Origin of the sequence: uncultured Polaribacter sp. (assembly GCF_947503855.1) — a bacterium.
Classification (GTDB): domain Bacteria; phylum Bacteroidota; class Bacteroidia; order Flavobacteriales; family Flavobacteriaceae; genus Polaribacter.
In genome coordinates this window covers 60,407-72,528 of sequence record NZ_CANNFF010000006.1, presented here as the reverse complement: position 1 = coordinate 72,528, position 12,122 = coordinate 60,407, and the positions used below count along the sequence as shown (strand labels likewise).

Sequence of the window (12,122 nt, the reverse complement as noted above, 5' to 3'; positions counted from 1 at the left end):
CAAAAAAAAGACCTCACAGGTTTTAAAAACCTGTGAGGTCTAAAGTATTTAAAGAAATCTATTTCCTTTTCTGATGTAAAGGAACAGGCTTTTCTTGTTTTTTAACAGGTGTTCCATACAAATCGTAATCTCCTGCTTCGTGTATTTTTACATCAATAAACTCGCCAATTTTTATGTAATGTTCTTTAGCATCTACTAACACATCATTATCTACATCTGGCGAATCAAATTCTGTTCTTCCATAAAAATACTCACCATCTTTTCTATCAAACAAACATCTAAACGTTTTACCAATTTTTTGTTGATTCAACTCCCAAGAAATTTGAGATTGTACTTCCATGATTTCATTTACTCGCTTAAACTTTACATCTTCTGGCACATCATCTTCTAAAACATAAGCACCCGTATTTTCTTCATGCGAATATTGAAAAGCTCCCAAACGTTCAAAACGCATCTCCTCTACCCAATCTTTTAATTCTTGAAACATTTCTTCTGTTTCTCCTGGATAACCAACAATTAAAGTTGTTCTAATTGCCATTTCTGGCACTACTTCTCTAAATTTATGAATTAAGGCTGTCGTTTTTTCGTGAGTTGTACCACGTTTCATTGATTTTAATAACTCAGTATTTATGTGCTGTAAAGGAATGTCTAAATAATTACACACTTTGGGTTCGCGTTTCATAACTTCTAAAACATCCAGAGGAAAACCTGTTGGAAAAGCGTAATGCATTCGAATCCATTCAATTCCATCTACTTTTGTTAGTGCCTCTAATAAATCTGCTAAAGCACGTTTTTTGTATATATCTAAACCATAATAGGTTAAATCTTGTGCAATTAGCATCACTTCTTTAATTCCCTTTTCTGCTAATTTTGTGGCTTCTTTTACAATATTTTCTATGGGAGTAGAAACGTGTTTACCACGCATTAACGGAATAGCACAGAAAGAACAAGGTCTATCACAACCTTCTGCAATTTTTAAATACGCATAGTGTTTTGGTGTAGTTGTTAAACGCTCGCCAATTAATTCGTGTTTATAATCTGCTTCTAAAGCTTGTAGCAAATTGGGTAAATCGTGTGTACCAAAATATTGATCTACATTGGTAATTTCTTTTTCTAAATCTGGCTTGTAACGTTCACTTAAACAACCCGATACAAAAACTTTATCAATTTCACCAGCTTCTTTTCTTTGTGCATAATGCAAAATAGTATCTATAGATTCTTCTTTTGCTTTACCTATAAAGCCGCAGGTATTAATTACTACAATATTGCCATCATCATTTACATCTTCATGTACCACATTTTTACCATTAGCTTTTAATTGCCCCATTAAAACTTCACTGTCGTAAACATTTTTAGAGCATCCTAAAGTAACAACGTTAATCTTATTTTTTTTGATGGTTTTTGTACGCATAATATAAATAGCTTTATACCTAAAGCATTATGCTTTAGACTTATATTTTTTTTGCTTAACGCTTAAAAACTAAAGCAAATAGCAATCAGGTTTCAAAGCGATTGCAAAAATACAAGTTTTAAAATGATTTATAAACGCTATTAACGATAGTTTTCTGGTATTTTTATACCTTGGTTAATTGTTAAAAAGCATGTCTTTTTTCATCAATACTCTCTTAGAACTGATTTTATTTAACTTGCTTCTAAACTTAAAAAAAACGAACTTAGCTAACTTTGAATTCAAATCATTAAAACGATGTCATATTTCGAGTTTAAGTTAGCTAATCACAAAAAATTGAATAAAAAAAGCTCCTTTTTTAAGGAGCTTTTTTTAATTTATTATTTAAAGAAAGAATCTACAAATTCGTGTTTATTAAAAACTTGTAAGTCGTCAATACCTTCTCCTACTCCAATATATTTTACGGGTATTTTAAATTGGTCTGAAATACCAATTACAACGCCACCTTTTGCTGTACCATCTAATTTAGTAACGGCTAAAGAAGTTACTTCTGTAGCTTTGGTAAATTGCTTGGCCTGTTCAAAAGCGTTTTGACCTGTAGAACCGTCTAAAACTAATAATACATCATGTGGCGAATTGTCTACCACTTTTTGCATCACACGTTTTATTTTGGTTAACTCGTTCATTAAATTTACTTTGTTGTGCAAACGACCTGCTGTGTCTATAATTACTACGTCTGCTTTTTGTGTTACTGCAGATTTTAAGGTATCAAATGCAACAGATGCAGGGTCTGATCCCATTTCTTGACGTACAATTGGTACATCTGTTCTGTCTGCCCAAACTTGTAATTGGTCTATAGCAGCGGCTCTAAAAGTATCTGCAGCTCCTAAAACTACTTTTAAACCTTGTTTTTTAAATTGTGCTGCTAACTTACCAATGGTTGTGGTTTTACCAACGCCATTTACACCTACTACCATTAAAACATAAGGTATTTTGTTGCCGTCTTTATCTGCTGGAATTTCAGGTATTTTAAATTCAGTTTCGTTACCAACATTGGTTTCAGATAATAACCCTGCAATTTCTTCTCTAAGAATTTTATTTAATTCGTCTGTACCAACATATTTATCTTTGGCAACACGTTCTTCTATTCTTTCAATTACTTTTAGGGTTGTATTTACACCTACATCAGAGGCTACTAAAACCTCTTCTAAGTTATCTAAAACATCATCATCTACTTTAGATTTACCTGCAACAGCTTTGGTTAGTTTACCTAAGAAGCTTTCTTTGGTTTTTTCTAAACCTTTGTCTAAAGTTTCCTTTTTTTCTTTAGAAAATATTTTTTTAAAAAAACTCATTTTTTATCTTATTTAATAAACAATACGTTAAAAACGTGTTATTTATTGTGTTTGATCAAATTGTCATTAAAGTTGCCTGCGTTAGCGATTGAAACGACATCCTTTTTTGAGGCACGAAAAAAAGATATAGTGTAAAGCGCGACCTTTAGGGAACGCCCAAAAATACGTAATATTAAGGCACAAAAAAACTACTTTCTGTAAATAGAAAGTAGTTTGTTATATTTTATGAGTAAATACTTACTTTTTTGCTAAGAAGTTGTTTACTTCTGAAGGATCCATAATAGATTCTACAAACATGTAAGCTCCTGTTTTTGGAGACTTTACCATTTTTATAGCTTTACTTAATCTTTTTGATCCTGTTTGTAACGATGCTACTGATTTTTTTGCCATTGTCTAAATTTTTAAATCTATGTGCTCTATTCTGAGTTCTAGATAGTTTAATTACTTAATTTCTTTGTGAACAGTCATTTTATTTAAGATAGAATTAAATTTTTTAATTTCCATTCTATCTGGAGTGTTCTTCTTGTTCTTAGTAGTAATGTATCTAGAAGTACCTGGTTTACCAGAAGCTTTGTGCTCTGTACATTCTAAAATTACTTGAACTCTGTTACCTTTTTTTGCCATCTCTGTATAATTTTAATCCGCTAGAACTTATTTAGTTAAAAATCCGTTAGCTCTCGCTTCTTTTATAACTGCAGAAATTCCTTTCTTGTTAATATTTTTTAATGCAGAAGCAGAAACTTTTAATGTAATCCATTTATCTTCTTCTGGAATGTAAAAACGCTTTGTCATTAAATTAGCGTCAAACTTTCTTTTTGTTCTATTCAAAGCGTGAGAAACATTGTTTCCTACCATTGCTTTTTTTCCTGTTAATTCACAAACTCTAGACATCTTCTTGACAGTATTTTATAGTGTTATCTCTAAACGAGGTGCAAATTTACATATAAATATAATTCTGAACAAACGATTTTTAGAAATTTTTAAATAATTTCTCTTTGTAAAATTTCTAAGGCTTTACTTACAGTTCTATTGATTACTTTTTCTCTAGGTTGCCCAAAGTTAAATTCTTCTACAATTTGTTTACTATCTGTAGCTAATGCAATAAAAACGGTGCCTAAATTATCGGTATTTTTGTCTGTTGTTGGGCCTGCATTTCCTGTAACTGCAATGGCATAATTGGTTGCTAACTTTTCTTTTGCGCCTTTTGCCATTTCTAAAGCTACTTGTTTGCTAACCACAGTTTGTTGTGCTATCGTTTTTGTAGCAACGTTTAGTATTTTATGTTTTGTTTCGGCTGTATAGGTTACAAAACTTCCTTTAAAATAGGCAGATGCACCGGCTACAGAGACTAAAGTAGCCGCAATTTTACCACCTGTTAGGCTTTCTGCTGTACAAATAGTTTTGTTGTTGGTTTTTAGCAACTCTCCTATTCTTTTTTCTAGAGAAGCATCATCATCTAAACCAGTAATAATGTCTGGTATTAATTGATAAACTTTTGCAACTTCTGCATCTAATTCTTTTTCTAACTGCTCTTTATGATCACCTTTGGCGGATAAACGCAAACGCACTCTACCAAAAGAGGGTAAATAAGCTAGTTTGATGTGGGTTGGTAGGTTATCTTCAAAATCTTCTATTATTTCAGCTATGGTACTTTCTCCTTGTCCATAAGTCATAATGGTTTTATGGATGATGAAAGGAAGTTTAAATTGTTTTTGAATTTTAGGTAACACTTTATGAGTGATTAAACCTTTCATTTCATAAGGTACTCCCGGGAGTGAGACAAAAACAGTTTCATTTTCGTAAAACCACATTCCTGGTGCTGTACCAAAATTATTCATTAATAAAGTAGCTTTAGATGGTAATTGTGCTTGATAACGTTGAACTTCTTTAAATGGGTGATTTATTTTGCTAAACAACTCTTTTATATGGTCTATAACTTCTGGATATTCTACTACTGTATCATCATTAAAAAACTTTGCAATCGTTTTTTTAGTGATATCGTCTTTTGTTGGCCCTAAACCTCCTGTAATAATTACGATTTCTACTCTACTCTGAGCTTCATGCAATGCTTTTAAAATGTGTTGCTCATCATCTTGTATAGAGGTAATTTGATATACAGAAACACCAATTTTATTTAATTCCTGACCTATAAATTGTGAGTTGGTATCTACAATTTGTCCAATTAAAATTTCATCTCCTATTGTAATTATTTCTGCTTGCAAAAAAATAGTTTTTAATATTAACTACAAAGATACATTCTTTCAAACTCATTTATCAAGTGAAAATTTTCTTTTTTAGTTTTAATAAAGTGTGTAGTTTTAATTTTTAGGTACCATTTAAAAATGAACAACAATTAAGCTTTCATAACGATTACTAGTCAAGGTTTAGGTAAATATTTGGCTTTAGATTTAGCTAAAATAAATCACAATATTCTCTTAGTAGCTTTGCCAAATAAGAACTTGGAAACATTGGCATTAGATATTGAAAAGTTAAATATTGAAACTTCTAAAACTTTATTAGAAAAATCTATTAAAAATGATATTGAAACATTTATCAATGTAAGTTCTGCAAATGCTTTTAGCTATGGGAGTTTGCAAAATCCTGGAGATGAAACAAAATCGATTAAAGCTCCTTTTGACAAATCTTTATATGCGCAAAGTAAATTAGAAGCACAGAATGAGGTTTTTAAAGTTGGAAATTCTCAACAAAAAACAAAAGTGATTACTGTAAATCCTACGTTTATGATTGGTAAATTCGATACCAAACCAAGTTCTGGAAGAATTATTTTATCGGCTTACAAAAAGAAAATTATTTTTTATCCTCCTGGAGGAAAAAACTATATCAACGTAAAAGACGCAGCATAAAACATTGTAAAAGCGATTGATTTAGGCAAACATAGTGAAGCTTACTTATTATTTGGAGAGAATTTAACTTATAAACAATTCTATAAAAAAGTTACAAAAGCACTGAATCAAAGTAGTAAGTTTTTAAAAATTCCGAAAGGAATTTTAATTTCTGTGGGATATTTAAGAAGTTTTGCTCTTTTTTTTTGGAGTAAAAACAGATGTTTCTGCCACCAATTTAAAAACATTATGTGTATCTAACTTTTATAGTAATCGAAAAGCTACAACACAATTAAATCATCAACAAAAGAAAATAGAAAATGGCATTAAAGATGCTATAAAGTGGTTTGATTTAACATAAATATTATTATAAAAATAAAAAACCATTTTTAGCTATTTTATGGAGCCAAAAATGGTTTTTCAATTTAAAGTATTGTTAGTTTACTTTAATATGATTTTTTTAGAAAAATTCGTTTTATCTGACTGAATACTTACAATATAAATTCCTGTTTTTAAATTCGGAATTACAATAGTGTTTTTACCTTTTGCTTTAAAAGACTGTTTAAAAACTTTTTTACCTAACATGTTAGATAATTGTAAGGTTGCATTTTCAGAATTTAAACCTGCTACAGTAATATTGGTTCTGTCTTTAACAAATACGCTAATATTAGTTGCTGTAGGCACATCATTTACACTTAATGTTTTAGAACTTGTGTGTAAATAAAACCTACCTATACCATTTAAGTCTTCCGAAATTTTTACTTTATAGTTAGCATTTTCTGAGTCTATTCTAGTAAATGTATTTGCTACTTTGTCTTCTAAAAATACTTTAATTCCAAAAGGGATATGTAAAGTTGTACTTGTAAAAGATAGCTCATCATCTTTTTTTGCAGTTACACCAACAGGAATTACCATATCATCAAAATTAGCATTTGGTAAACATTGCAACGCAAAATTAACGCCTTCGTTATTAGAAACTAAATGTGTATATACATTCAAATTACTTGAAGTAGCATTAAAAGTACCTGCATCATAACCAGGATCTAAACCAGTTGTAGCATTTGATAAATATTTAATTTTTGTTATTTTTGTAGCTGCATTTACTCTCATTTTTAAATCGATACTAGGTGTTGTATTTTCAGATTTATAAAAAGGTGCACCTGTTTGGTGAACTTGCATATCTTCTGTAATACTAAAAGTAGCTCCACCATTTATAGATTGCACAAAAAATGCTTGACCTGGTGCTGCATAAACTGGGTTTGCTGGTTCTGTTTGATTGACAATATCGTAACTTGAACCATTCCACATGTAAACAGCCACTCTTGCAGGGTCTAATTTTGTAACATTTGCAGTTAAAAGGTTATTTGTTGGATCTGCATTTGTATTTAAATTGATATATGCAGTAGAAGGATTTCCAACTAAATTCCATTTATTACCAACCATACCAGAAACACCATCTGCTAAAGGTTCTTGTTCATTATCAGTTTTAAGAGTTCCAGAAAAAGTGAATACACCTGCTGTAGATTTTTTAACTGAGTATCCTTTTCCCATTTCAAAATTACCTGCTAAGTCGATATCATTTGTACCTATATTATCTGTATAATAATTGTATCTTAATTCATCATCTAAATTATTTACATAAGGTGCAATTGCATATTTTTCTGCATTTTTAGAAACATCATTTTTAAAAGCACTAATACTTTGCCCATTAACGGGTGGCGCTACTAAATGCCAATTTGTAGTTACATACCTTTCATAATCTACATTTGCAGCTCCTTTTTGTGTTCCTTTTAAGATAAAAGAACCACTGCTTGTAGCATCTGACTTTATGGTAAAAGTACCATCTTGTGTTAAGCCTCTTTCTATAGTTAAAGATCCTGTTGGGTTGATATTTAAACTACCACCAGCCTCTATGTATGCATCTTTTAATTCATTATTGACTGTGGTAATTTCAGGGTAGTTTGTTAAACCTGTTGGCACATTTATAGCATAGGTATTATCTAATGGAACTCCATTACTCCAGTTTCCTACATCTACCCATGAGCTACTATTATTTCCTTCCCATAAAGTTACATTTGCATCAAATTCTAAAGCTCCTAAATCTGCAGTACCATATATAGCATCTCCGTTAAAATCAGTAGCTGTTGCTTTTGTTGCATCTGCAGCATCTATTGCTGGTGAAGTAATTTTTAATCTGAAATCGAAATTTAAGGGATCTACAAATAATGGGTCTGCTTTTATGGCATCTGTTTGAATACTTACAGTTGTTGCACTTTCATCAACAGTACCTGTTACACCTTGAAGTGTAGTACCATAACTAAGATTATTTCTAATTTCTGCATCTGGTATTCCGTTTGCTCTAGTAGTTGCAGTTGCATCACTAGTAGCAATGGTAGAATTTTTTACTGCAATTGCAGATTTTGACATTCTAGAATCAATTACAGAAATATTATTAATGATTTTACAATCTATACCATCACTCATACTTATACCAATATTACCACCATTGGTAGATGTTGGAAACGTAGATGGGTTTCCATCATCATCTTCTGTAATAGATTTTGTATGTGAATTAAAATAAGCTGTATTATTAATAAAATCTACTCTATCTCCATCATTAGAGTGTATACCACTAAAACCGTTAAAGTAAGCCAAATTATTGGCCACTAAAATTCTACCATGTTCCCAATTTACATTTATAGTTACACCATCAGATTTATAAGTAGTTTGATTTCTTTGCAGAGAAATTCCTTTACCTTCATCTATATGTGGTGTAATTTTGTCTTTATCTGGCGCCCAAGAGTATTGTTCGTTGTAATTATGATGAACTTTATTGCCAACAATTTTAATTCTATAGTCGTCTGAAGTTCTTGTGCTTGTTGCTTTGGTTACTACCAAACCATGTGTACCTGAATAAGATCGTAAAGAACAGTATGAAACCTCGTTACCAAAAATATCTACATCTTCACAATCAGAAACTCTTAAACCTCCACCAGGCATTTGGGTAACTACATTATTTAAGATTTTAACATTATTTATTTTACTTAAATAAAATCCTCTAGTATCAACATAAGAAGGTCTAACTAAAGGTTTATCGTTAATTTTTGGTAAAGAACCACTATCTGAAGGATCACAACCAGGAGTTATACAATCATCTACATCTCTTTCTCTTATTTGTGCTAAAGTTGGATTGTATCTATCTATATCGTTAGATGGATCCGAATCTTCATTTACAGATAAATCTAAATAAGAAAACTGTAATTCGTTTGCTAATGAAAGTGGAATATTAGGAACTTCACCCTCAATTCTTAAGTCTTTAATAATTAAATACTCAGAATTTGCAACTCTTAAAATATTACCACCATTTCCTTTTAAAACTGTAGTAGAATCATAAGGTCTAATTGTAATGTATTTTCCTGCTTCTCCTTTAAAATTATTAAAATACAAGGTGTTTTCTGAATTCCAGAAGATTGGGTCATTTATTGCTAAAAAGGTATAAGAAGGGTTATAACTAGCATTTGTAAATTCTCCCATTAAAATAATTTCGAAAGCTACACCAGCATTATCTGCCACAGTTCTTGGTAGATTATTGTTGATGGAATTAAAGGGTGTTGATGGTGTTAAACCGTCATTTGAATTACTGCCTGTTTGTTGATTGATGTAATAAGCAGGATGCTGTGCATAAGTAGAAAAAGCTGTAAAAAATATAACTATTAAAAATGTAATTTTTCTCATTAATTATATATTGTCTTATCTTGATAAGGGTTAAAAAAATTTACACAAAAGAATAAAATTATTTTTATATAAGGGGGCATTAAAAACTAATAAAGGTTTAATAATCGTCAAAAATATATTTTATATAAATACAACTTCTATTTCTATTTTACACGAAAATTAAAAGCTTCTTTTCCTTCAATAAGACCTTTTAAAACATCATTTTCAGCAACTTTACCAACACCTGCTGGAGTACCTGTAAAAATAATATCTCCTTTTTTTAGTGTGAAGTATTGTGAGACATAACTAATTAATTCGTCTGTATTCCATAACATAGCATTGGTGTTTCCATCTTGAACCAATTCATCATTTTTATACAACTGAAATTGTAGGTTCCTTATATCGAATTGCTCTTTTGGGTAAAACTCTCCAATAACTGCGCTTCCATCAAATGCCTTTGCTTTTTCCCAAGGCAAACCTTTTTCTTTACATTTTGCTTGCACATCTCTGGCTGTAAAATCGATTCCTAAACCAACTTCATCATAATATTTGTAAGCAAATTTTGCGTCTATATGTTTCCCAACTTTATTAATTTTTACCAACACCTCTACTTCGTAATGTACATCATTAGAAAATGGCGGTATAAAAAACGGATTTTTTCTAGGTAAAATTGCTGAGTCTGGCTTTAAAAAAACAACAGGATGTTCTGGTTTTTCGTTTGCTAATTCTTCTATGTGTTTTGCGTAATTGCGCCCAATACAGATTATTTTCATATTTAAATTATGAATTATTAATTACAAATTCATAGTGAATAATTCGTAATTGGAAATTTTTTATTCCCCAGCTTCTGGAAAAACGATTGCCCTATTACCAGAAACAATTATTTGATTGTTTAAGTGGCATTTTACAGCGCTAGCCAACACCAATTTTTCTATATCTGCACCAATTCTCTTTAAAGTAGTGGGTGTACTCTCGTGTGTAACTGGTTTTACATCTTGCTCAATAATCGGGCCTTCATCTAAATCTTCAGTTGCATAATGCGCTGTGGCCCCAATTAATTTCACACCTCTTTCATAGGCTTTTTTATATGGATTTGCTCCTTGAAAAGCAGGTAAAAAAGAATGGTGAATATTGATGATTCTCTCTGGATAATGATTGATGAAATCTGAGGATAAAATTTGCATATATCTTGCCATTATAACCAAATCAACTTTATTGGTATCTAACAATTGTTTTACCTGAGCTTCTTGTTCTTGTTTCGTTTCTTTGGTTACTGGCAAATGATAAAATGGCACATCAAACATGTCTGCAATGTGTCTTAATTTATTATGATTACTAATCACCATTTTTACATTACAAGCTAAACTTCCTTCTTTGTATCGCTCTAATAAATCATATAAATTATGACTCGTATGAGATACCATAATAGCCACATTTTGTTTGCTATCACCATAATTTACAAACCAATCAAATTGTAAAGGTTCTGCTAGTTTTAAAAAAGATTCTTCTAACTCTTCTTTAGAGATATTTGTTCCATCAGCATTTAAACGTATGCGCATAAAATACATATCTTCTATTGAATTTACATACTGCTGGCAACTTAAAATATTGAATCCTCTTTCAAAAAAGAAATTGGTAATTTTTGCCACCAAGCCTTTTTGATCTGGACATTTTATTAAAAAAGTTACTACTTGTGATTTCATTTTGAGTTTGGTTGTTAGTTAATGGTTGTTGGTTGTTGGAATTATACATAATAACTAAAAAACCAACAACTAAAACTAATTACTATAATTTATGGTATCCATTTTTTAGGAAAGTTAGGTTTACGTTTTTCTAAAAACGCATCTCTACCTTCTTTTGCCTCGTCTGTCATATATGCCAAACGTGTGGCTTCTCCTGCAAAAACTTGCTGACCAACCATACCATCATCTGTTAAATTCATGGCAAATTTTAGCATTTTTATAGAGGTTGGACTCTTAGCTAAAATTTCTTGCGCCCATTGATATGCAGTAGTTTCTAATTCATTATGAGGAATTACAGCATTTACCATTCCCATTTCATATGCTTCTTGTGCTGAATAATTGCGTCCTAAAAAGAAAATTTCTCTCGCTTTTTTTTGCCCCACCATTTTAGCCAAATACGCAGAACCATAACCACCATCAAAAGAAGTTACATCTGCATCTGTTTGTTTAAAAATTGCATGTTCTTTACTGGCTAAAGTTAAATCGCAAACTACATGCAAACTATGGCCACCACCAACTGCCCAACCAGGAACTACTGCAATTACAGCTTTTGGCATAAACCTTATTAAACGTTGCACTTCTAAAATGTTTAATCTGTGATACCCATCATCACCAACATAACCTTGATGACCACGTGCTTTTTGGTCTCCTCCAGAACAGAAGGAATATACACCATCTTTGGTACTTGGCCCTTCTGCAGAAAGTAATACAACACCAATATTTACATCTTCATTGGCATCGTAAAAAGCATCATATAATTCAGAGGTCGTTTTAGGTCGAAAAGCGTTTCTAACATTGGGTCTGTTAAAGGCTATTCTTGCGACTCCATTCGATTTTTTGTAGGTAATATCTTCATACTCTTTAACGGTTTTCCAATCGGGTTGTATCATATTTTTATATTTTAGATGTTCTAAAGAGAACTAAATATTTAGATTTACAAAAATAAACATTCTAAATTATGATTAAGAAAACGTTCCTATTTATATTCTTATTTTTTTCATTTTATGGATTTTCTCAAAAATTATTGAAAAAACTTTAAATTCTGATTTTGTAGATACAG

At 30.9% G+C, this 12,122-nt stretch carries 11 protein-coding genes; 1 reads left to right on the top strand and 10 read right to left on the bottom strand.

What is annotated here, in order from left to right:
• Positions 1 to 58: 58 nt before the first annotated feature.
• The 6 genes from rimO to Q0662_RS06395 all read right to left on the bottom strand — a co-directional run bounded on the left by rimO (position 59) and on the right by Q0662_RS06395 (position 4,985).
• The gene (gene rimO / locus Q0662_RS06420) at positions 59 to 1,411 is read right to left on the bottom strand and encodes a 30S ribosomal protein S12 methylthiotransferase RimO (RefSeq protein WP_298948139.1); all 1,353 of its coding nucleotides are present in this window, start codon (positions 1,409 to 1,411) and stop codon (positions 59 to 61) included.
• A gap of 377 nt (positions 1,412 to 1,788) precedes the next feature.
• Entirely contained in the window at positions 1,789 to 2,763 is a 975-nt protein-coding gene (gene ftsY, locus Q0662_RS06415; protein ID WP_298948138.1) for a signal recognition particle-docking protein FtsY, read from the bottom strand.
• A gap of 237 nt (positions 2,764 to 3,000) precedes the next feature.
• Positions 3,001 to 3,153, bottom strand: coding sequence for a DUF4295 domain-containing protein (locus Q0662_RS06410; RefSeq protein WP_298948137.1), 153 nt, complete (start codon positions 3,151 to 3,153; stop codon positions 3,001 to 3,003).
• Between the two features lie 51 nt (positions 3,154 to 3,204).
• Positions 3,205 to 3,387, bottom strand: coding sequence for a 50S ribosomal protein L33 (rpmG, locus tag Q0662_RS06405; protein WP_237588763.1), 183 nt, complete (start codon positions 3,385 to 3,387; stop codon positions 3,205 to 3,207).
• Between the two features lie 27 nt (positions 3,388 to 3,414).
• The gene (rpmB, locus tag Q0662_RS06400; RefSeq protein ID WP_077809621.1) at positions 3,415 to 3,654 is read right to left on the bottom strand and encodes a 50S ribosomal protein L28; all 240 of its coding nucleotides are present in this window, start codon (positions 3,652 to 3,654) and stop codon (positions 3,415 to 3,417) included.
• 89 nt (positions 3,655 to 3,743) lie between these two features.
• Positions 3,744 to 4,985: a competence/damage-inducible protein A gene (locus Q0662_RS06395; RefSeq protein ID WP_298948136.1), complete on the bottom strand. Its 1,242-nt coding sequence runs from the start codon at positions 4,983 to 4,985 to the stop codon at positions 3,744 to 3,746.
• Positions 4,986 to 5,231: 246 nt separating this feature from the next.
• On the opposite strand from Q0662_RS06395, the gene Q0662_RS06390 reads away from it, so the two are divergent.
• Entirely contained in the window at positions 5,232 to 5,627 is a 396-nt protein-coding gene (locus tag Q0662_RS06390) for an NAD-dependent epimerase/dehydratase family protein (RefSeq protein WP_298948135.1), read from the top strand.
• Between the two features lie 420 nt (positions 5,628 to 6,047).
• Here the strand turns inward: Q0662_RS06390 and Q0662_RS06385 are convergent, their stop codons facing one another.
• The 4 genes from Q0662_RS06385 to Q0662_RS06370 all read right to left on the bottom strand — a co-directional run bounded on the left by Q0662_RS06385 (position 6,048) and on the right by Q0662_RS06370 (position 11,952).
• Entirely contained in the window at positions 6,048 to 9,341 is a 3,294-nt protein-coding gene (locus Q0662_RS06385) for a T9SS type A sorting domain-containing protein (protein ID WP_298948134.1), read from the bottom strand.
• A gap of 143 nt (positions 9,342 to 9,484) precedes the next feature.
• Positions 9,485 to 10,093, bottom strand: a complete 609-nt coding sequence (locus Q0662_RS06380; RefSeq protein ID WP_298948133.1) for a fumarylacetoacetate hydrolase family protein — start codon at positions 10,091 to 10,093, stop codon at positions 9,485 to 9,487.
• A 60-nt stretch (positions 10,094 to 10,153) separates the two neighbouring features.
• Positions 10,154 to 11,023: a formyltetrahydrofolate deformylase gene (purU, locus tag Q0662_RS06375; protein ID WP_298948132.1), complete on the bottom strand. Its 870-nt coding sequence runs from the start codon at positions 11,021 to 11,023 to the stop codon at positions 10,154 to 10,156.
• An 89-nt stretch (positions 11,024 to 11,112) separates the two neighbouring features.
• Positions 11,113 to 11,952 carry a 1,4-dihydroxy-2-naphthoyl-CoA synthase gene (locus Q0662_RS06370; RefSeq protein WP_298948131.1) on the bottom strand — a complete coding sequence of 280 codons (840 nt, stop codon included), beginning with the start codon at positions 11,950 to 11,952 and terminating at the stop codon, positions 11,113 to 11,115.
• Positions 11,953 to 12,122: the final 170 nt, after the last annotated feature.

Bases quoted from the DNA above. Each gene is read 5' to 3' on its own strand.
- Q0662_RS06380 (WP_298948133.1), bottom strand. From the start codon at position 10,093: ATGAAAATAATCTGTATTGGGCGCAATTACGCAAAACACATAGAAGAA.
- Q0662_RS06370 (WP_298948131.1), bottom strand. From the start codon at position 11,952: ATGATACAACCCGATTGGAAAACCGTTAAAGAGTATGAAGATATTACC.
- rpmB (WP_077809621.1), bottom strand. From the start codon at position 3,654: ATGTCTAGAGTTTGTGAATTAACAGGAAAAAAAGCAATGGTAGGAAAC.
- ftsY (WP_298948138.1), bottom strand. From the start codon at position 2,763: ATGAGTTTTTTTAAAAAAATATTTTCTAAAGAAAAAAAGGAAACTTTA.
- purU (WP_298948132.1), bottom strand. From the start codon at position 11,023: ATGAAATCACAAGTAGTAACTTTTTTAATAAAATGTCCAGATCAAAAA.
- rpmG (WP_237588763.1), bottom strand. From the start codon at position 3,387: ATGGCAAAAAAAGGTAACAGAGTTCAAGTAATTTTAGAATGTACAGAG.
- Q0662_RS06410 (WP_298948137.1), bottom strand. From the start codon at position 3,153: ATGGCAAAAAAATCAGTAGCATCGTTACAAACAGGATCAAAAAGATTA.
- rimO (WP_298948139.1), bottom strand. From the start codon at position 1,411: ATGCGTACAAAAACCATCAAAAAAAATAAGATTAACGTTGTTACTTTA.
- Q0662_RS06385 (WP_298948134.1), bottom strand. From the start codon at position 9,341: ATGAGAAAAATTACATTTTTAATAGTTATATTTTTTACAGCTTTTTCT.